18 protein-coding genes are annotated in these 20,808 nt (G+C 45.8%); 7 read left to right on the forward strand and 11 right to left on the reverse strand.

Annotated features, from left to right (window positions below; all coding sequences use genetic code 11):
* Nucleotide 1 precedes the first annotated feature (1 nt).
* The 5 genes from BLV62_RS18205 to BLV62_RS18225 form a co-directional block, all read right to left on the reverse strand.
* Nucleotides 2-3,430 carry a SusC/RagA family TonB-linked outer membrane protein gene (locus BLV62_RS18205; RefSeq protein WP_089763400.1) on the reverse strand — a complete coding sequence of 1,143 codons (3,429 nt, stop codon included), beginning with the start codon at nucleotides 3,428-3,430 and terminating at the stop codon, nucleotides 2-4.
* A 207-nt stretch (nucleotides 3,431-3,637) separates the two neighbouring features.
* Nucleotides 3,638-4,633 carry a FecR family protein gene (locus BLV62_RS18210; protein WP_089763401.1) on the reverse strand — a complete coding sequence of 332 codons (996 nt, stop codon included), beginning with the start codon at nucleotides 4,631-4,633 and terminating at the stop codon, nucleotides 3,638-3,640.
* Nucleotides 4,634-4,700: 67 nt separating this feature from the next.
* A complete protein-coding gene (locus BLV62_RS18215) occupies nucleotides 4,701-5,261 on the reverse strand; it encodes an RNA polymerase sigma factor (protein WP_089763402.1) in 561 nt (186 codons plus the stop codon).
* Nucleotides 5,262-5,327: 66 nt separating this feature from the next.
* A complete protein-coding gene (locus tag BLV62_RS18220) occupies nucleotides 5,328-5,756 on the reverse strand; it encodes a hypothetical protein (protein WP_089763403.1) in 429 nt (142 codons plus the stop codon).
* A gap of 117 nt (nucleotides 5,757-5,873) precedes the next feature.
* On the reverse strand, nucleotides 5,874-6,389 hold the full coding sequence (locus tag BLV62_RS18225) for a hypothetical protein (protein WP_089763404.1): 516 nt from the start codon (nucleotides 6,387-6,389) through the stop codon (nucleotides 5,874-5,876).
* 114 nt (nucleotides 6,390-6,503) lie between these two features.
* On the opposite strand from BLV62_RS18225, the gene BLV62_RS18230 reads away from it, so the two are divergent.
* Nucleotides 6,504-6,866 (forward strand): DUF2200 domain-containing protein, encoded by a 363-nt coding sequence (locus tag BLV62_RS18230; RefSeq protein WP_089763473.1) that lies wholly within the window; start codon nucleotides 6,504-6,506, stop codon nucleotides 6,864-6,866.
* 5 nt (nucleotides 6,867-6,871) lie between these two features.
* On the opposite strand, the gene BLV62_RS18235 is transcribed toward BLV62_RS18230, so the two are convergent.
* Nucleotides 6,872-7,264: a cytidine deaminase family protein gene (locus BLV62_RS18235; protein WP_089763405.1), complete on the reverse strand. Its 393-nt coding sequence runs from the start codon at nucleotides 7,262-7,264 to the stop codon at nucleotides 6,872-6,874.
* Between the two features lie 85 nt (nucleotides 7,265-7,349).
* On the opposite strand from BLV62_RS18235, the gene BLV62_RS18240 reads away from it, so the two are divergent.
* Together BLV62_RS18240 and BLV62_RS18245 are read left to right on the forward strand one after the other, a co-directional pair.
* A complete protein-coding gene (locus BLV62_RS18240; protein WP_089763406.1) occupies nucleotides 7,350-7,928 on the forward strand; it encodes a Crp/Fnr family transcriptional regulator in 579 nt (192 codons plus the stop codon).
* A gap of 87 nt (nucleotides 7,929-8,015) precedes the next feature.
* Nucleotides 8,016-8,426, forward strand: a complete 411-nt coding sequence (locus BLV62_RS18245; protein WP_089763407.1) for a VOC family protein — start codon at nucleotides 8,016-8,018, stop codon at nucleotides 8,424-8,426.
* Between the two features lie 73 nt (nucleotides 8,427-8,499).
* Here the strand turns inward: BLV62_RS18245 and BLV62_RS18250 are convergent, their stop codons facing one another.
* The 3 genes from BLV62_RS18250 to BLV62_RS18260 all read right to left on the reverse strand — a co-directional run bounded on the left by BLV62_RS18250 (nucleotide 8,500) and on the right by BLV62_RS18260 (nucleotide 14,027).
* A complete protein-coding gene (locus BLV62_RS18250; RefSeq protein WP_168927898.1) occupies nucleotides 8,500-10,824 on the reverse strand; it encodes a TonB-dependent receptor in 2,325 nt (774 codons plus the stop codon).
* Between the two features lie 180 nt (nucleotides 10,825-11,004).
* On the reverse strand, nucleotides 11,005-12,261 hold the full coding sequence (locus BLV62_RS18255) for a PepSY-associated TM helix domain-containing protein (RefSeq protein ID WP_089763409.1): 1,257 nt from the start codon (nucleotides 12,259-12,261) through the stop codon (nucleotides 11,005-11,007).
* 257 nt (nucleotides 12,262-12,518) lie between these two features.
* The gene (locus BLV62_RS18260) at nucleotides 12,519-14,027 is read right to left on the reverse strand and encodes a hypothetical protein (RefSeq protein ID WP_089763410.1); all 1,509 of its coding nucleotides are present in this window, start codon (nucleotides 14,025-14,027) and stop codon (nucleotides 12,519-12,521) included.
* 375 nt (nucleotides 14,028-14,402) lie between these two features.
* On the opposite strand from BLV62_RS18260, the gene BLV62_RS18265 reads away from it, so the two are divergent.
* Entirely contained in the window at nucleotides 14,403-14,678 is a 276-nt protein-coding gene (locus tag BLV62_RS18265) for a hypothetical protein (protein ID WP_089763411.1), read from the forward strand.
* Nucleotides 14,679-14,826: 148 nt separating this feature from the next.
* On the opposite strand, the gene BLV62_RS18270 is transcribed toward BLV62_RS18265, so the two are convergent.
* Nucleotides 14,827-16,236, reverse strand: a complete 1,410-nt coding sequence (locus tag BLV62_RS18270; protein ID WP_211117845.1) for a hypothetical protein — start codon at nucleotides 16,234-16,236, stop codon at nucleotides 14,827-14,829.
* Between the two features lie 44 nt (nucleotides 16,237-16,280).
* Nucleotides 16,281-19,070: a TonB-dependent receptor domain-containing protein gene (locus BLV62_RS18275; protein WP_089763412.1), complete on the reverse strand. Its 2,790-nt coding sequence runs from the start codon at nucleotides 19,068-19,070 to the stop codon at nucleotides 16,281-16,283.
* Nucleotides 19,071-19,217: 147 nt separating this feature from the next.
* Between BLV62_RS18275 and BLV62_RS18280 the strand changes: the two genes are divergently transcribed.
* The 3 genes from BLV62_RS18280 (at nucleotide 19,218) to BLV62_RS18290 (ending at nucleotide 20,793) form a co-directional block, all read left to right on the forward strand.
* A complete protein-coding gene (locus BLV62_RS18280) occupies nucleotides 19,218-19,547 on the forward strand; it encodes an ArsR/SmtB family transcription factor (RefSeq protein ID WP_089763413.1) in 330 nt (109 codons plus the stop codon).
* Between the two features lie 150 nt (nucleotides 19,548-19,697).
* Complete coding sequence (locus BLV62_RS18285) at nucleotides 19,698-20,285, forward strand: DUF6915 family protein (RefSeq protein WP_089763414.1); 588 nt, start codon at nucleotides 19,698-19,700, stop codon at nucleotides 20,283-20,285.
* The gene (locus BLV62_RS18290; protein ID WP_139170264.1) at nucleotides 20,272-20,793 is read left to right on the forward strand and encodes a hypothetical protein; all 522 of its coding nucleotides are present in this window, start codon (nucleotides 20,272-20,274) and stop codon (nucleotides 20,791-20,793) included. The genes BLV62_RS18285 and BLV62_RS18290 overlap by 14 nt, the downstream gene beginning before the upstream one ends.
* The last annotated feature ends 15 nt before the right edge of the window (nucleotides 20,794-20,808 follow it).

The following is a 20,808-nucleotide window of genomic DNA, read 5'->3' on the forward strand; positions in this document are numbered from 1 at the left end:
ATTAGAACTTAACGTTAAAATTGATACCCATAGAACGTGTAGAGGGCGTCTGCAGATTATCAGCAGCCGGATCAGGATCCACATTCGGCATCTTTGAAAACAGCAGCAGGTTACGGCCAACAAAAGACACGGTGGCTGCCCTGATGAATGACCTGCGCAACCATGCTGACGGGAATTGATAGGTAAGCGTTACCTCGCGGAGCTTCAGGAAAGTCTGCGAAAAATAATTGTAGTTATTATTCGCCCCGTTGCTGGTGTTGGTCATATAGTCGATATAGTTAACCGCTTTGGTATTACGGGCAAACGTACGGGTATCTTTAATGATGTTGCCGTAGCTGTCGTAAGATACTTCTCCTCCCGTTACCACTACTCCCTCTCCTACATAAGTAGCCTTATTCTCGTTCGCTTCATCACGGAAGTGGTTCACAGTGCCGGGATGCGTACCGCCCCACCACATCTTCTGGTTGGTAGTGGAGTACATCATACCGCCGATACGCCCATCAACCAGGAATTTAAAGGAGAAATTCCTGTAGGTAAAAGTATTTTCCATACCATAGGTCCAATCCGGATCATTATAACCAATGAAGCGGGAGAACACGTCATTCAACGGGAAGCCATTGCTGCCGTATATAATATTGCCCTCGGGATCTTTCTGGTATACGCTGGTAAATATCTTATCTGTACGATCTCCTACGCGCAGGAAGTTCAGCGTTTCCGCATTTCCGTAGATCTCTTTCAGGTAACGGCGGTATTTGCTGAAGTTTATCGCCACATCCCAGTTGAATACTTTACCTCTTACCGGAGACCCTGTCAGCATCAGCTCTATTCCTTTCCGCTGGTAAACGTTACCGTTAGCCAGCTTGCTGGAGTAACCGCTGGAAATAGACATTGGCACTGAAACAATATTGTTGTAATCGCGGGTTTGGTAATAGGTTGCTTCCAAACCAATGCGGCTGTCGAATATTTTCACATCTGCACCGGCTTCCCAGCTGTCTGATGTTTGCGGGATCAGCTTACTGTTCAGCAAAGCATCGCCATACGTCAAAGACGGGAGGTTATTCCAGATAGTACCTTTGTCGAATGATGGCAGGTAACTATAGGTATAACTGTTATCGTTCAACGTAGCGCTGGAAACCCTGGACCAGGAACCTCTGGCTTTCAGGTAAGTGATCCAGGTCGGCAGTTTGGTCAGTTGTGAGATCACTACAGCGGCGCTGACAGATGGGTAGAAGAAGCTGTTGTTTTCTATCGGCAACGTGGAGATCTTATCCTGCCTGCCTGTTGCAGAAAGATAGATCGCGTTCAGGAACTCGAGGTCTACAACGCCATAAACGCTGCTTGTTCTTCTCTCTTCCAGGTAGTTGGTAGACTGCACGGGATTAGCGGAGTTGCTTAAATTGTAGAAGCCTGGGATAGTTAACCCATCAGTATTAGCGCTACCCCACTTGTAGTTGCGATAATAGTTGGATCCGCCGAGTTGCGCGTGGATCTTGAAGTTATTGGTGAAGGTATGGTTATAGTCGCCGATCAGGTCGGAAGCAATATCAAAATAGTTTTGCGTTGCAACGGTGAACTGGCCTCTCGACTTGTTGCCATAACCTATATAACTCTTTGGCTCTTTGTAGGTACGGTTAAGACCATAGGCGTTGATACCATTCCTGAACTGTACGGAAAACTCAGGACTGATCTTATATGAAAGGTTCAGTGACCCGAAAGTATTGTCTTTATAATAGCTGCGCAGGTACTCGTATGCCTGGAAATAAGGGTTGTTGTAATACGAGTTGTTATAGTTGCGTTGCTGGATGCCTTCTTTGCCCGGCACCCAATAATTGCGCAGGTCTTTTACACTCACATCGGCGCCTGTCCATAATACCAGGTTATAAAGATAGTTCGTAGGTCCATACCCGGTTTCAGGGAAGTTATCCGTATACTGTTTGTTGTAGGTTAAACGCGCATCCATGGATAACGCATCTGATAATTTGTAGTTGCCTGCTACGGTGAAGGAGCTGTTGTTCAGACCGGTATTGGGCACAATACCTTTCTGATAGATATGCGAAGCAGAGGCCCGGAAAGATCCTTTATCTGAGCTCTGCATAATGCTGATGTTATTGCTCGCTACTATACCGGTATTGAAAAAGTCTTTTACGTTATTTTTTCCACGGGAGATGAAGGGGATTGGAATACGTTTACCCGTTGCCGTGTCGACAGGACTGTTGAACTGCGGGGTTTCGAAATAGCCGCTTGGAGTGCTGGGATCAAGTTGATCCAGCTTTGGTCCCCATATCCAGCCGGAGCCTTCAGGTCCGCCACCGGAGCCGTCGACGTAAGTGTACTTTCCTTTAAAACCTGCGCCATATACGGTTTGTACTTCGGGAATGCGGATAAAGCTGGGTTGCAGCTGGGTAGAAGAGTTAACTTCTACGCTTAATGTTTTGCCTTTACCACGTTTGGTGGTGATCATGATAGCCCCGTTCTGCCCGATGGAGCCATAGAGGGCCGATGCGCTGGCGCCTTTCAGCACCGTCATGCTTTCTACATCATCTGCATTCACTTTATAAAAGTCGGCCGTTTGGTCGGGTATCCCGTCTATTACGATCAGAGGCTTGCGGCCGCGGAGCGATATTCCCGGGTCCTGGAACAGGTCAGTGGAGTTTTTGATATTGAGGCCCGCAACCCTTCCGGTAAGGGAGTTTACCAGGTTGGGTTCACGCGCTTTAACCAGGTTTTCGCCCTGTACTTCCTGTACAGCATACCCGAGTTTTGTTTTTTCCTTCTTCACGCCTAAGGCGGTTACTACTACCTCGGATAAACCTTTCGAGCTTTCTTCCAATACCACATCATACCTGTCCTGTTCTCCCACTGTTACCTCCTTTGGCTGGAAGCCGATGAAACTGAAAACGAGTATGTCGCCGGTACTGGCTTTGATAGAGAAGTCGCCCTCCTGGGTAGTTACCGTGCCTGTATTGGTACCTTTAATAAGCACAGATACGCCTGGAAGGCTTGCTCTCTTGGCATCAGTGACATGCCCTTTTATCAGCCGGGGTGCGGGTGCAGCTGCGCCGGCGGCACGTAAAGGCTGTATAATGATCTGGCGGCCTGAAAGCCGGTAGGTAAAATTTAAGTCCCGGCCAATCACATCCAGGATCAATGACAGGCTTTGATTGCGGTTGACAAGATTAACTTTCTTTGTCAGCAAACGCGTGTTATCTACACAAATAAAATTAAAGGCGGTTTGTTTTTGCAGGACATCAAATACCTCGCTAAGCGGCATATTGACTGCTGCCAGGGAACACTTTACTTTTGATAGGTCTCTTACGTCGTTGTTTCTATGCGCAGCCAGCAGCGGTTGAGTGCATAAAAAAAGAACAATAACTGTTAAAAGTCTGCAAAGACGTAGAATTAGAGATACAGGGTAACTCTTTTTTTTCATAAATTAGCAAATTCGTTAATTAGATTCCGACAATTTAATAGCGATCCGACCGGCATTTCGCAGATGCCGGTTTTCCTTTTTTTAGATCATACTCATGGAAAGACTTACATAGTTTTCATGTAAAAAATTTTAGTGTTAAGGTGAACAGATTGAATTGGTATTGATAGAGGCATTTTTGTTTCATTAATTCTTTTCCTGTCTCTCTTCTTAACTACTCTTCTTCATTGTCACATAAATAGTGTCACCCTGCTGGCGATAGGTAAGCACTCCTGAAATACAGATGGCAGACAACACATTCTCGAGTGGTTCATCTTTGAACTGCGCATACAGTCGTGTTTCCGCTGCTTCTTCATTATTAAATATGATCTTCACGCCGTACATTTTCTCTATTCTTGGCGCCACGCTACCGAATTGTTCATTTTTAAACACCAGCACATTCTGCTGCCACCCCAGTACGGTAGCGGAATCCAGTGGATTTAACGCCGCCTGGCGGGTACGATGATCAACAGATATTTCCTGGCCCGGCTTAAGCAACCAGGATCTATCGCCTTCCAGTCTGATCTTCACTGATCCTTCCAACAGGGCCACGGTACTCGCCGGCTGGTCGGGGTCCGCATGAACGTTGAAATGGGTGCCCAGTACCTGTACGGATAATACAGACGTTTGTACTATAAACGGTTTGCCGGGCGCCTGGCTTACTTCAAAATAAGCTTGTCCTTTTACTGATACTGTCCTGTTATCTTTGTCAAAGACTTTGGGATAAGAAAGCTGGCTTCCAGGGCCTAATACTATCCGGGTACTGTCTTCCAACCTGATAATTTTTTTCTCACCTGGTTTGGTGACAATAGTTAAATAGGACAACCGGGAGTTGTTTGATTTTGTTGGAAAGAGATACCAGGCAGCCAATAAAGCAACTAGTAGGCTGGCTGCAGCAGCGAACCAATAAAACTGCAGACGCCTGGATTTAGCCGGTACAACACGTTGTTCGCCGGCGGCAATCCTTGCCCGTAATACTGATAACGCCTGTATGCTTTCTTCATCCGAGATCCGCTGATGTCCCTGCCATACTCTTTTTACCTCTTCAAATGTTTGCTGGTTGCTCTTATCTGCGGCCAGCCAGTCTGCCAGCCATGCGTTTTCTGCTTCGCTAGTTTGATCAGACAGGTATCTTGTGATCAACAGATAAAGTTCTTGTTCTTTCAATTTTCAGATCCTTTTATAATAAGACGTAAGAAAAAGGAGAAATCATGACAAGCGCGAAAAATTTTTTTTAGGCAATGGAGTTGTCGAACCGGTAAGTTTCTTTCAGGAATTTGATAGCGCGGTACATCTGTGTTTTGACAGAGTTAATGGAGATATCGAGGAGGTCGGCAATTTCCTGGTAACTGAGTTCATCTTCCCTGTTCATACGGAAGATGAGCTGCATGCGTTCGGGCAACAGCTTGATAAGCCTCTCGAGGTTTTCTGCAATCTCTTTGTAATTCAAGGTATGGTCGGGACCTTCCTCGCTGGCCATTATATCGCCGGGTATATTCTCCAATGAGGTATTGGGTTTAAGTTTACGGCGGTAATCATTTACCCTGTTTTTGGCAGCGGTGTACAGGAAAGAAGAAAGGGAAGAATGTATGTTGATGGTTTCGCGGTTTCGCCAGAATTGTTGAAAAACTTCCAGTACCACGTCTTCTGCCTCGTCGCTGGGGTATGGCAGCAGCGATCTGCTAAAGTGCAGCAGGTTCGGATAATACTTCATGAACAACAGATCGAACGCCCGTGATTCTCCCACTTTAATGCGGGCCAGTAATTGTAGATCATCTGTGTGATTAGCAGTCATGAGCCGCCAAAAGTAATATCGGTTTGTGAATACAATGTTAAATATAATAATATTACACGCCAATCATCAAATTTTTTCTGCCAGCCACTGTTGCAGTAAACGACGGAATGTAATAAACTTTTTTTCCGTTGGCATTTGCAGGGCATTTTCTGCTTTTTTGGTGAATCCACGTACCCTAATGGTTTGTAATGGCAGGATGTATTCCTGTTCATCCACATCTTCCAGGTAACTGTCGTATATTTTTTCCAGGGTACGCAGGCGATCTTCGGCATTCAGCAGTTCTTCCAATGATTCCAGCAAACGCCGGGGCGCTACGCCTTCCAGCGGAATGGTTTTCATTTCAGCGCCGGACGCGGGGTAAAAAGACATACTTCCACGGTAGGTTCCCTCCTGGTGAATAGTAAGATCTATCGACAACAGTCGTTGGGTAAAACCGTCGTGATGCCGGAAACGCAGTAAGGGAGGCCTGTCTAAAGGTGAATTAAATTTGGCCATGCGAGCGTATTTGTCTTTAATTTAATTAAAAATCCAAAATATCAGCCAGACAGTATTCAACAAAAAAAGACTACCTGTGCAAGTAGTCTTTTTCTATAAATTATTTTCTTTTCTTATCTAAAATACGGTCGGTGCATAAAGCGGGTAATAACCATTGTAACTGCTCCTGCTGACACTAATACTACCGGAAACAGAGAATGTTTTATCGTTGCTGATATACATTACCCCCACCTGGGCAGCCGGGTTAATGCTGAAGTTCCTGTTAGGCTGCATAAAATTGTACCCTTTGTCAAATCCCGGTTGAAAGAATACGGGGCCGGTACCCTGCAAAACGGCGGGCGTAACGGAAACGCCGCCGAATGCATAAATATTATTATGCAATTGCCGGTTAACCTGCAGCCCTAAAGGTGCAGACAGGAAACTGGCGCTGCCTCCCCTGAATGCAATAAATCCTGCCGAAATGCCGGAATATTGCGAGAAAGACCATTTTTTATGAAGGTAGCCGCTATCTGTCGCCTGGTCGAAACTTCTCAACGCGGGCAATGTGGCGGGCCGGCCTCCGAATAAAGGAAACTGTGCCTTTGCAGCCACTGCTGATACCAGGATCGCGATAAAAATGATTGCACGTTTCATAGTATGAAGATAATCATCCTTTTTATTAATATTGCTAACAAAATCCTAATATTTCAGGCATTTCCCACCATCAGAATGCTATTTAGGGATTCCATGACACTAAAACAACCTTGTATGGAGACCTCTGATACACACAACCAGCGTATTGCCAAAATGACCTTCTCCTCGGTTTATCCGTTATTGCTTGCTAAAGTGGAGAAGAAAGGCAGAACTAAAGAAGAGTTGCACCAGGTAATAAAATGGCTAACCGGGTTCGATGATAAAAAGCTGCAGCAGCTGATCGATGAAAAAGCAACTTACGAAACTTTTTTCCGGCAGGCATCATTAAATCCCAATGCTCATCTTATTACCGGCGTTATCTGCGGGTATCGTGTAGAGGAAATTAAAAACCCATTGACACAGCAGGCGAGATACCTGGATAAACTGGTAGATGAGTTAGCGAAGGGAAGGAAAATGGAGAAGATTTTAAGGGGATAAAACAACTAATACATCATCCCTTCCTTCCAATCAAACGGCAGCAACTCCTGCAACTTAACAAAAACGCCATCCCTGACCTCTACAATCGTATCGAGGTTACCAGGCGACAACTGGCTGATCAGCTCCCGGCACCGGCCACAGGGCGGTACCGCATGTCCAGCTCCGTCGACCGCCACAATGGACTTAATAACCGACTCGCCATGCTTCAGCATTTCAGCAACAGCGCTATGTTCGGCACAGAAGCCCATAGAACAGGCAGTATCTATACTGATCCCCGTGTAAACATTCCCGTCTGCGGTTTCAAGCGCGGCTCCTACGCCGCCGACAGTGATAAATTCGTTAAGCTTACGCTCCCCCGTAATTTTCGCCGCAATTTGCTTCAGATCGTTCCGGCTCATAGTGCATTGTTTTTTATTCCGCCCAATTTACTATTTTAATAGGGTAAATGACTTGCCCCGAAAAACATCATACATACTTATCCAAATGTCCGGTATTATTTTTTTTCAGAAGATAGAAAACTATGTGAAGCTCAGCGATACAGCGAAAGCCGATTGGGAAGCCTTACTGAAAGCGAAAACCTATAAAAGAGGCGAAAGCTTTGTACGTATTGGCCAGGTACCGAGAAATGTTGCTTTCGTGGTAAAGGGTTTGTTTTCGCAGAACTATGTAACCGACAAAGGGGAAACAGTGATCAAGTATTTCTTCCCGGAAGGCCGTATCGCAGGTTCAATTCCTGCAACCTTAACTAAAACAGAAAGCCTGTTCGAAATAACTGCGCTGGAAGATACCAGCGTATTGGAATACGATTATCATGCGTTCAAGAACCTCGCGGTTAAACACCCTGATATTGCTGCCTTCTATATCGCGTATATGGAAAAACACTGGATCATTGATAAAGAGCCGTATGAAATTTCTTTCCGGCATGATGATGCCAAAACGCTTTACAATGAATTTTTGAAGAAATACCCGGGCCTCGTTCAACGCGTAAAAAAACACCACATTGCAGCTTATTTAGGCATCACTCCTACCCAACTGAGCAGGATCTTTCTTTCTGCCAGATAAATTTTAAATTCCTCAACATATGTAAAGAAAAATGGAAACCGGAAAAGTCAATTTTGTTGTATTAAATAACACCTAAATCTTCACAACATGGCTACCAAAGTTTTCATCAACCTTCCTGTAAAGGATCTTGAGCAATCAAAAAGCTTTTTTCAAAACCTCGGCTTTTCCGTTAACCCGCAGTTTACCGACGAAAAAGCCTCCTGTCTTGTGATCAGCGAAAGCATTTATGTAATGCTGCTTACAAACGCTTACTTCCAGACTTTCATTAAAACAGGGATCTGCGACGCCCGCAAAGCAACTGAAGTGCTCGTGGCGCTGGACGCGGCTTCCAAAGAGGAAGTACAGGAGATTATCAGCAAAGCACAGGCGGCAGGCGCACAGTTATACGCCGAACCGCAGGACTATGGCTGGATGTACCAACATAGCTTTGCCGACCTGGATGGTCATAAATGGGAATTCGTATACATGGACAGCTCACATATGCCAACCCAGGAATAATTCCTTATCCATAGTAACAAAAAGGCATGCCAACCATCGGTTAGCAGGCCTGCTGTATTTTGCAATTTTTTTATCAGAATTTATATCCCAATGCCAACGTCATCCTGGCTCCATTCCCCATTACATACTCGTTGTTCTGCACCCTGTACTGGCTTCTTGGCGGATAATAAGCCTGGTTGAACAGGTTTTCTATACCCATTGAAAGGTTAAACGCAGAGCTGATCCGGTAACCTGCATTGAAATTAAAGTATGCAACAGATTTCACGGGTCCTTCACTCAACCCATACACACCTGTGTTGGCGCGGGGTTGGAAACGGTCCCTGCTGCCTGTATACACCATCGACAACTGCATGTTCAGGACATTAACCGGCTGGTAGTTCACGAACGCTGTTCCTTTTGCAGGCATGATACGCTCTCCGTTCATGTACCTCCATTCACCGTCGGCCTGTTTAGACTTGCCTTCTACGAAAGAGTAACTAGCCCCTGCTTTTACGCGGTTGCCAATACGGGAATCGATCACCAGCTCGTAGCCATAAACGCGCTCCGGTTCGCGCTGGGTTACAAATATCCCGTTCTGTTCAACCAGGTTGGCGCCCAGCTTGGAAGTGCTGATAAAGTAAGAAGCGGAGAAATTAACAGGACCAAACTCACTGCTGAAGCCAGCTTCGTAATTGTTGGTGATCACAGGATCTGTCTGGATCTGCGACAAGGTATTTTCGGAAGCTGTACGCAATACGCGCCCCAGCTCATTCAGGCCAAAGGCCTGCGAAAAGCTGACAAACGGGCTGAATACATTCCAACGGTTGTAACGCGCACCTATATTGAACATAAGGGCGTTGTAATTCAATTTGCCTCCTTTGATAAAAGTGCTGCCTTGTCCTTCCGGTCCTTTGGCGATGGTATTGAAGTCTTTTACCCTGATGCCGTCGTTCTCATATCTCACCCCTCCTTTCAGCACCAGCCGGTGAAAATCTGCTTTCACCTGTGCAAACGGCGCCACATTCAGCATATTCATATCGGGCACGTATATACGGCCGTCTGTCAATACCTGGTTGGTGCGGTCTTTCAGTACATCCAACCCATAGGTAACATCGCCGGAAATGAACTTCGTTTTCCAGGGCGTATTCAGGTTGGCACGAATCCCTTGTTTGTATGACTGGATATATGTTTGTCCTGGTCCGTACCAGCTGGTGGATTTTGCCACATAGCGGTTCAGCGACTGGAAACGGTTATCGTACAATACTACTTCCAGGCTGGTGTTAGCCGGAAGTTCAGCCACCTTATAGCTCAGGTACATATTATGGCTGTGCGGGGTGCCAGCCGGATCGCCGGGGTCTACGCCCGGAACGCCGTAAGCCGGCGAAACGCCATAGACGCCATCTTTGTTGATATATTTTGCGTGTTGCTGGCTTTTGAAGATATTATAAGAGAAAGTAAGGGATTGTTTGTCGTTGATCTGGTAGCCCAGTTTGGCGAAGCCATTGAACAACCTGGTTTCGCTGAGTCCATCCGCCTGGGCAATTACGTTGCCGTCTGCATCTTTCAGCGCGCCTGTGCGGTTGTATATGCCGCTTACCACGTAGGAAAACTTGTTGATCTTCCCGTAGAGCGACTGTGAAAGCTGGTATCCAAGAGTATTATCTGAATGGAAAAGGTTTCCGTCTGCGCCTATCCTGGTTTCGCCGCTTATCTTTTTATCCCCTTCAGGGTTTTTGGTGATCATGTTGATGATCCCGCCACCGGAGCCATTTCCGTAGATGGAGGTAGCGCCTTTGATCACTTCTACCCTTGAGATCACAGCCGGGTCGATAGACCGCAGGTCGCGGCTTCCGTTCATTAACGGGGTAGACTGCGGAATACCATCGATCAGCACCAAAACAGAACGGCCCCGGAGGGTTTGACCGGCGTTGGTTGCTTTATTGGTGAATGTACCCAACCCGGGAACCGTATTTCCGAGTATGGAGGTAATAGAAGGGTTGATGGCGGCCTGCTCGCGGATCTCTTTTTCCCGTACAATTGTTACGGAAGAAGGCACCTCGCGGATACTTTCGGCTTTACGGCCGGCAGTAACCACTACTTCATCGAGGATGCTTTCCGTGGTCAGTACCACATCCAGCGTTTCCTCTTTTCCTTCTTCTATATTAATATCAAATATGCGGGAAGAGTACCCCATCGCCTGCACCATTACTTTCTGGGCGCCGGGTTGCAGGTTCAATATAAAACGGCCTTCTTTGTCTGCAGGTTTTGCCTGGCCTTTTTCAGGCGTTACAAAAGCGTCGGGAACGGGTTTCCCTTTATCTGTCAGCACCCTGCCACGCAGGCTGCCTGTAGAGGTTTGTCCGAATGCGGTAATGCTGATGAAACAACAAAGTAAAGCGGTAAGTAGATATCTGATCACGTTCGAATACAATTAAAAACAGCCTGAAAGTTTGTAGGTTTAATGCTACCGGGCCGCAAGTTGCTACATAATTGTATCAATCAGTTTATGAAATGGGAAAATGATTTACGCAATCGGGAATTTTTTGGGAGGTGGTATTGGGAGAAGACATTCCGGATATCTTTTCACCACATCAGGAAGCTAATTAGCGGCCAGTCGTTTCTTTTTCCTCTTTCCCCACCAGATGTAAAAACCCGTAACCGGTAAGGAAGCGGTAACAATTGCCCCCAGGAAAACAACTAATCGTAACGGGAAACCGCCTATCATACCTGTATGAATGTCGTAGGTCATACGGTTGGCCAGTTCTCCCCCGTTTACATCTTTAAACTTCCCGCGGGCTCCGGCAGGCAATGCGGCTCCGGTTTGCGGGTCGAAGGTCAGGTAGTCGGCGTTGAAGCTGCGTTTTTGCTCAGGGAAATAACGGACTGTCAGCACCGCTTTGCCATTGGCAGGCAGCAGGAACTGGGTTCTCCCGGCGTTGATATCATATTGGGCCCTGATCTGTGCATCTACTATGTCGAGGGGCGCCTGGTTAGTCGCAGCTGCGCTGGTTGCCAGTTTTGCAGTTTTTACCTTAGGTTCCTTGCCCGGGTAGCTCTTTCCCCCGCTGAATACCCAATACTCGGCATTTCTCACGCCTTCAAATCCCCACACCAGGCCTGTTAAAACCACGAAGATCATCACCCAGCTGGCATAAAAGCCCAGTACATTGTGCAGGTCGTAGTTCAGTCGTTTGGGCGAGGCATTCAGTTTAACGGCGAAGCTCTGTTTGCGGGTAGATTTATTCCATTTCTTCGGCCACCACATGATGATGCCGGAGATGATCATAATGCCGAATATGAGAGCGGCATACCTTACAATGTAACGACCTACCGGGTCGGGCAGCCAGAGGTGCATATGCCCGTTCAGTACCTGGCGGAAAAATTCCCGGTCCATATCCTGAACATGTATAACTTTTCCATTATATGGGTTGATATACACTGTATAGTTATATCCTTTCTTTTTATCATTGAAACTGATAGCAGTAGACCGGCCTTCGCCGCCATAGGTAATGCGGCTCACTTTTTTACCTGGCAACTGCTGTTCGGCGATGGATTTCAATTGGGAGGCCGGAAGTATAGGGTTGTCGGTCTTTTCCGCAAAGAGGTAAGGCTGAAAGGCATCGCTCAATTCGGGCTGAAAAGCGTAGATAGCCCCGGTGAGCGCCACTATCATGATCACGATACCGGAAACGAGGCCAAACCACAGGTGCAATACGGACACCAAACGGCGGAACGCAGATGGTTTCTTACCACTTCGTTTGTTCTTTACCGGAACGGGAGAGATACTCCCTAATCCGGTACCAGGCTTAATTCCGTTTATTTTTATTTCTGCGGTAGGCGTGTCGACAACGTGCATGCACTTAATTTTCAGAGTGCAAATTGCTACATTATATTATTAATCATTTTAGGAAAAGGGAAAATGATTTACGCAATCGGGAAAATTTTTGTCGAAAATTGGTTTTATCAGGGAAAAAGGTTATAAATAAATCAACCTGGATGACTATATTGGTTCTTATTACATGATAAAATACTATTATTCGAGGTTTACAGAATGGCTGTCTTTTATTTAAACGGGAAAGAGGATGTCACGAAATGACATCCTCTTTTTTTCTTTTAGTGTTGAGTGTTCGACAGTATAAAAGTGAGCGCCGCACGCGGATCATGCGGCAACAATAGATGCCCTTCATTCTTCCTGACATCTGTAATCACTTTTCCGTCATACTTTTTGTACAAAGCGCTGACCGAAACAGTATTCGTCTTACAAAACGGATCTTCACTACCAGCTACCAGGTATAATGGTACCCCGGCTTTTGCGAGGGTTTCCAGGTGCTCAGGTAATGGCTCTTTTGTCATAGCAATGGTTTTGAAAATGGCGTTCTCCAGGTACACAGCAGATACTTTGCCCGGGTTTTCGGTTGCCCATCCGATGGCTTCGCCGGCGCCGGAGGCCTCCCCGGTGATCACAGGGCGGGCAGAAAATCCTTTGCCTGTAAGGTAATTGTAAATGGTATTCCAGTGCGCTAACTGTGGTCCGTCAAAGTTATAAGGTACGGATCCTGTAACGATATAATATCCTTTTTCCAGCAGCGCTCTAGCCAGCTGGTCATCCCTTTTCACGTAGGTAGAACGGAAAACCCATGGGTTTCCCGCGGCTGGTTGAGAAGGCGCGATGACCGTAATGAAAGACTCTACACCCGGCAACTGGAAGCTATAGCGACGATAGCTGCCTGTAAACCTCGCGCCCCTGTAAGTGATATAGGTTCCTTCGTCGGGCGAGTGTTTATAAATACTCGCAGCGGGCGTAAACCAACTACTGTTATACCCGTTGTCAAGGAACTCCGGCGCTTCTATCTTCTCTTTCACGCTGGCCACCATAAAATCGGCAATGGGTCCGGGCGAGCGCAGACTATGGGGATGGTGCCCAAATCCTTCCTTCACCATTACGGATATACGTCCACCAAATTGAGGATAGATCTCTTCAACAGGTCCTGTCGCGATGGGATACAAAGGATCAAGGTTACCGATAACATGAAAGAGGGCTACGTTGTTCCTTGCAAGTCCTTCCAGCCCTGCAAGACTTTCAGGGGTGATAGCCGGATTATCCGCATAAATAGCGCTCACCTTATCGGGATGCCGTGTTGCCCAGGTATATTCAAACTCCCCGCCCCTGCTCATACCCACGAAACATGGTTTAGGAGATAATCCCTGCATGGTAAGGAAATTGTACCAGACGTCCCATTCTTTGCCCGGTCTGAAATTTGCGCCTGCCGTGATGTATGCGATATGAAATCCGCGACGCAGCAATTCCACTTCAGCCTGGGGCTGGTGATCCCAGTAGCAACCCCGCCAGGACCATGGATTGCCGGGAGCAGGCGTTTTAGGAGCGATTACTACACAACGATGTTTCCCCTTAGGCGGGTCTGCAATACCAAAACGCTCGTCAGAATCTGGCTTGAAAGGAGTGATCTCCCCTGTCGAATCATCCATGATGTAATCATAACGCGTGAAACCATCGTGCCAGGTGGATTCGGCGCCTTTAAAATGAGGAAGCTGCTGCGCAGCTGCATAACGTGGAAGCCCTAACGCTATGCCTAACAGGCTTGTCAGGATCAGTTTTTTCATTTGAGTGATACAAATGTTTACGGTTGAAGAAACAAATTTGCAGATAGGTTCATGCGGGCCTTGCATGCCTGTTCAGCTCTCATTTGGAGTAGCCGGCCGGCACAACGGACCATTTCGTTATACCCTGGTACAACGATCTTATGAATGCCTAACGTGGTTATACAGGTAAAAATAAAAGAAATAAAGAAAACGGGAGGAGAATTACAGGAATGGAAAAAGAAATAACACTAACCGACAGCTATACGATAAAATTGGTAACGTTAAATTCATCTTTTATTAATAAACGATCAACCAGCAAATTTTACCATTTATTGTAATATCGCAATATAGTAATAATATGTACTGATAGAATCAGAAGGTACTCAATACACCGATATGCGACATATAAACCCATCTATCCATCATGGATTTTGCAAAAAACTGGAGAACATTGAAACAGAACCCAATTTAGTGAACAGACAAATTATTTTTGAAAACGAAATTGCCGAAGCCTTGTCATCAGACAAGAAACAACTAGAAGACTTGTTTTACTCTTACCAGGAACGATTGAAAGAAATTGATCGTATCCGCAGGGAATACTTCAGGATACAACAACAGGCCAGGGTTAAATTAAGGAAACAACAACTCAGGAACAATACAAGAACGAAATAAAAACGCTACCGCCGCCTACTCTACATCTTTATAAAAAATTTAAACTCCCAAATAAAAAATCCGGGCGCGAAGCCCGGATCATCATTTTTTAAACTAGCATGCGTTATTATAAAGAAAGCCCGGATGCGATCCGGACTTTTTTCTATCATTATAAACTGAGATCAAGTTTGGTCCAACCTTTCCACCATTCGCCTTCCGGGGTGCCGGCAGCGCCAACAGCTCCGCGGAAAGAAACCTGGGTGAAAGCAGAAGCCCTGTTCATGGTGAACGCAGCGCCGGTTAACAACGGAGATCCGGCCAGCGGGGTAACATCCGGAGATGAATACTTGAATGCAGCGGTCAGTTTCACTTCGTCGTTGGTGTTCAGGATAGTGTTGCCAAATGCGGCTGTAGAGAACCAGTTGATAGCATCCTGTGCGCTCCAGCCGGTTGGTGTTGAGCTGGCAGAGTAATCAACAGGTTTAGCACAACCTGCAACCACAGTATTGGTGATAGCCAGGGTACCAGCTTTGATGTTGTTATCTGTAGGAACACCTTTGCTTGCATCAATCAATACACCTGTAGGATATCCCATGATCACTGAATTGTGAATAGAAATAGTAGAATTCCTTCTTATCTGCGCACCTGCTAAATACAGGCTGTTTCCTACGTTTGTTTTAGCGGCTCTTGGACCGATAACGGTAATATTGCTGTATACTGCACTGGTTTGCGGAAGTAACGCGCTACCGTTGGCATCATTATCACTTTCCCAGCTTTCTGATTTGGAAATATCTGCAATGGCAGAATCCCGCACTACGATACCGAATTGTACTGTACCGCTATAGCCGTTGTCTGTATCGAAATCGTCGTCCAATGTGCTGATAAAGACAGTGTGACGTAAATTTACTGTACCGCCGAAACACTCAATGGCATCATCGTTTGCCTTGAAGATCTCTACATAATCAACAGTTGTTCCGCTACCAACACCCGCAAGGGTCAGGCTGTTCAACTCATTATCCGGCAGGTAAGCGTAACCTGCATACTCGATCCTTACATACCTGAGAATTCCGGAATTATCAGTAGCGTTGTTGCCGCCGTACAATCCAAGACCTTCACCATTATTCACACCTCCTTCTACCTGACCAACACCCTGAGTTCCATTGAAGGAAGAGTTGGTAGGAGCATTACCACAGATCACGATACCACCCCAATCGCCGCGCTTCGGAGATGAAGCGTCTGAAGTAAATACAATAGGCTTTTCTTTTGTACCATCTGCAATGATCTGGCTACCTCTTGTAATTACCAGGGCTCCTTTTGAAGACGTTTCACCACGTACCACTGTACCTGGCTCAATGGTGAGCTTTGCTCCGTTGGTCACATACACAATACCCCTGATCGTATACGTGTTACCAGCTTTCAAAGTTCTGTCTTTACTGATCTTACCTTCCAGCAAAGTAGATTCGGTGACTTCATTGTTATTACTGCCGCCGCCTCCTACGATAACTGTATCGGCCTCAATCTTCCGGCAGGAAGTGGCCAGAAAAGCTATTGCTGCTGTAAATAAAACTAATTTTTTCATGTTATTGCGTGTGTTCGTGTTTATACGTTTATGTAAAGGAGTGCTTAGAAATTATATCCGAAAATGATGCTCACGTTGGTACCATAGTTCCTGATAATAGCCGGCGCATCGGAGTTGGTGAAATGTTTATCATCATCCAGGTCATGGTAGAACCTTGCACGCTGATTGATCAGGTCTGAGATATTCATTTTGATCTCGCCTCTTGATTTAATGATCTTTTTAGCGATCTGCAGATCCAGTAATGGGCGTGGCGCTTCCCAGATCGGCGGCACATCGTCGTTTCCTACAAACAGGATACGGCGGCCTATCTGGTTAAATAAAATGGTGGATGTCAACCCTATCTTCTCTGCATCATATAACAAACCGGCATTAATGAGGTATGGAGATTGCCCCTGCATAGGCCTGTCTAATGTTTCGTTCTTAAAGCTTACACGGTTGTAGATATAAGACGCATTACCCTGGAAGCTGAAATTCTTCAAGTTGTCGGAAATAAAGTCCAGTTTTTTGCGGATCTCCAGCTCTACGCCATAGCTCTTCGCAGATTCGGCATTGATGAAGTTAAAGCTGTTGGAACCAACACCAGACTGGTTGAATTGCAACTCGATCGGTTTGCGGAAATCCTTAAAGAATACGCCCAGTGTAAATACTTCTCCGGGTCTTGGATACAGTTCATAGCGCAGGTCCAGGTTGGTCACTTTTGTTCTTTCGAGCGTTTTGGACCCGGTAATGATCGCTCCCAGTTCGAAGTCGTAGAATGCCAGGTTGGTCAGCTCCCTGAACTCAGGACGTACCAGGGTTTGCGAACCTGCCAGGCGCAGGTTGGTCTTTGTATTTAATTTGAAAGTTGCGTTCACCGACGGCAGGAAATCTCCCACCTTCGTATAGTTATAACGATCATCGGATTTACGGGTGCTTCCTACTAACTGGTCGAAGTGTTCATATCGCACACCCCAGACAACGCGCAGCCAGTTGGTAAATGAATTATCGAATTGCAGGTAACCTGCATTCAGGATAGTATTGGCAAGGTACCTGTACTGGTTTCCTGAAATTTCATTAAAACCGAGTTGTTTATCATCAGTTCCGAAGTTGCCCGGAGCAAAAATATGATCTTCATCCAGGGCTCTCAGCGCCGGGTTATCGGATGGGAGGTTGATGGAGAATGGACGCGCATTATACAACCTGTCTTTTATCTGCAACAGGTAACCGCCTTTAACTGACTGCTTGCGGTCAAACAGGTTGAACGATTTTGTTAAATTGCCACCGGCAGTATAGATATAGTCAGAAAGCGTAGAGTAGAAAATGCTGCCACTCTTCTGCGACAAAGTGTTAGATAAAAGCGCGGTGTATGGCGCATCAGCCACTTCGTTTGACTGGTTATACTGGATACGGCGTTGCATCGGGATATACTGATCCAGGATGTTAAAACTGCCGTACCAATCGAACTTCAACCCGGAAGACGGCAGGTTATGCTCTCCCGATAATACGGTATTGAAGAAAGTGTTGGCCCTGAAGCCCAGTTCCCTTGCCCTGATATTTTCGCCCACCACTGATTGTGCTTCGTAATCCACTCCTGTTCTTAAGTTGGTATAATCGGAGGTATTTACGTTCAGCATGTTTTTCCATGCAACCTTGTTGTTAGCGTTTAATTTCAGGGAGAGGTTAGCCATCAGGCCACCCAGTATTTCTGTGTTATATTTATTATTGTGATAAACAAAACTTGGTTGTGCCAGTTTCCCGTTAACCACAAAGAAACTGTTATCATACTGCAGTCTTCTTACTGACCTGTTATAGTTTACAGCGAACACGCCTCCTATTTCTTTCCCAAATAATGTAGTACGCGTACCTCCGCTGATCTGCACCTGTTGGCCAAGCGTACTTAACGGGCTGCTGTTCTTGCTTACAGAGAAGTTATTGGCTGCGATCTGCTTTCCAAAATTGATCTTGTCGGCAGCGCTTAATGCAGCAAAAGCATTTTTGGCAGGCATCCCTTTAGGCAGCGCCCTTGTACCATCATCAAAACCTAACCAATCAGTGCCTCCTCCTTTATACGAATAGAAATCATTGCCAATTGTATTGGTATTGAAGTTAGTTCCGATCTGGACGTTCAGGAATTTCTGGTTGGGGATATCCTTTGTATTCACCTGTACAAGGCCACCCGCCCATTCTCCCGGGTATTCAGGAATAAATGTATTATTGATGATGATGTTGTCGATGGTATTGGATGGAAACAGGTCGAAAGAGAATGTTTTACGATCTGGTTCTGTACTGGATAACAATACCCCGTTCAGCATAGCCTGGTTATAGCGGTCTGCCAATCCCCGCACTACCAGGTATTTACCTTCCTGTATACTGGTACCGGGAATTCTTTTCAATACTTCACCGGTGTTTTTGTCGGGCGACCTGCGGATAGCTTCTGCGGAAATCACCTGCGCTACTGCGTTGGTATTCTTTTGAAAACCAATGAGCGAATTGATCGATTCTTTTCTGAAAGTGGTAGTAATATTTACCTCTTTCAGGTTAGATACGTTAGCGCTTAATGTGATGATAATGTCTTCCTGGCTGTTCTTCGGAACTTCCACATCATCAATGGTTTTGGTAACATAACTTAACGCAGAAACCTGAATGCTTAATTTGCTGCCGGCAGTTGCCTGAAATGAAAAACGTCCCTCTACATCAGTTACCGTCTTTAAGGTTGTTTTCAATACCTGTACATAGGCCCCGATCACCGGGTTATTTTTATCGTCGACAACCTTTCCAGTTATTTTTCCAGTCTGAGCGAATGCAAAGTGAGATAAAAGGATAAGCAAAGCTACCTGAAGTAGTTTTTTGTACATCTCGGGATTTGGTTTATTTGCGGCAAATATCGCTACATCGTAATATAATAATATAACGATAGAGGTTAAGTAATTATTAACTCTAATGAAATTCTAATCCCTTCTAATGAGTGAAGTATTGTAATATTGTTATTAACTATTAATACAATGGGAATTACGAAAACGGGATTATTCAGCGACCGGCAGAACAAGTTGGCCCGAATGGCCAAGATCATGGCGCACCCGGCCAGGATAGCAATACTTGATTATATTATCAAAGCGCAGCGCTGCATCTGCAACGACCTTGTTGTAGAATTGGGGCTTGCACAGCCGACTGTCTCGCAACACCTGAAAGAACTGAAAAGCGCAGGCTTGATCAACGGCGCCATTGAGGGCACCAGTGTTTGTTACAGCCTGAATACTGAAAACTGGAAATTATATAAGGAAACCTTCCTTAATTTTTTTGTTGACGCTGCATCTCTCCGGCAGGTTTGTTAATCCCCCACTCCATCTGTAGTTAAGAGCACTATCTGGTTATTAAGCCCCCGGTAACCGGCTATTCAGCCGGCAGTCCTTCTATTTCCATATATCTCCATTCTATAATCCTAATCTTTTGTATATTAACTCCCAACAAAAGGCCGTTGCCCAATGAACTACTGGAAGCATAGCCTGCTGTCTAAAAAGAAATTCAACGGAGAAGCAGCCGACTACCTGCCCATTCATAAATTCCTTGACAGCAGCAAACTATTTTACTTTAATCTCCGCCATCGCGTACTGTTGCATAATACCTATGGTATTGATCTCTGTACCCGGAAATTTGGCGAAACAGTTATCAACTCAGCTAATCAAACCATCCTCGTACGCGACATTGCCGCCGAGCATTGTAAAGAAGACCTGTTAGGCGTAGTCCCTACCCTGAACCAATGGTTTAAATATGTAGATGAGGAACTGGTAAGGCATATTCCTAAGATCCAGCCTGCAAATACTGTACTGCAGGAATTCCTTATGGGACCGCTGCTGATGTCGGGACTCCCGGCTACCCTGCTCATTACGCACAGCAATTTCGGGGTATACCTGGCCAAGGAATTATTAGGTATCGATGAGGCGTTGACGTTAGCCGGCCAACTCGGCGCTACGCCAGTGAATGAATTGCTGCAATACATCAAACTGATTGACAGATGGCAGTATACTGCCGACATAAAACAACTCAAAACAATAGAGAATGAGCTTTCTTAAAAAGTTAATGGCACTTTTCGGAGGCAGGAACGCTGCCCAGGACGCAAACGCTTATCCATCTTCCACCGAACCTCAACCGGCCCAGGACCCCAATTCATTTATGGTTTCATGGCAACAGGCCATGTTTAAAAAAGCTAAAGAAGTAGAGCCTAAGGTCAGAGATTGGATCATCTATACCCTCAAAGAGGATGGCGCCATTCCCTTTACCTGGGAAAGCGGCAATGACGAAGCTTTTGTTGAGTTAACCAGCTTCGATGCGGAATCTCCTGAACTTGAGGAAACAATCTGGTCGATGCAGGAATATATCATTTACACCTTAGCCATACCGGATGCAGGCGAATTCCAGATGGATGGAAAAGGCGAGATCTATTTGCAGGGCAATGAAGCCAGGATACGCTATGAATCTACCTACGTGGAAATAGTTGATTACGACGAAGAACTCGACGAACCGGTATACGAGAAAGTTGAAGAAAAAGACAGCGGCGACAAACTGCTGTTTACAATATAAAGCCGCAGGAGCAAT

The organism is Chitinophaga terrae (ex Kim and Jung 2007) (assembly GCF_900107795.1).
GTDB lineage: Bacteria > Bacteroidota > Bacteroidia > Chitinophagales > Chitinophagaceae > Chitinophaga > Chitinophaga terrae.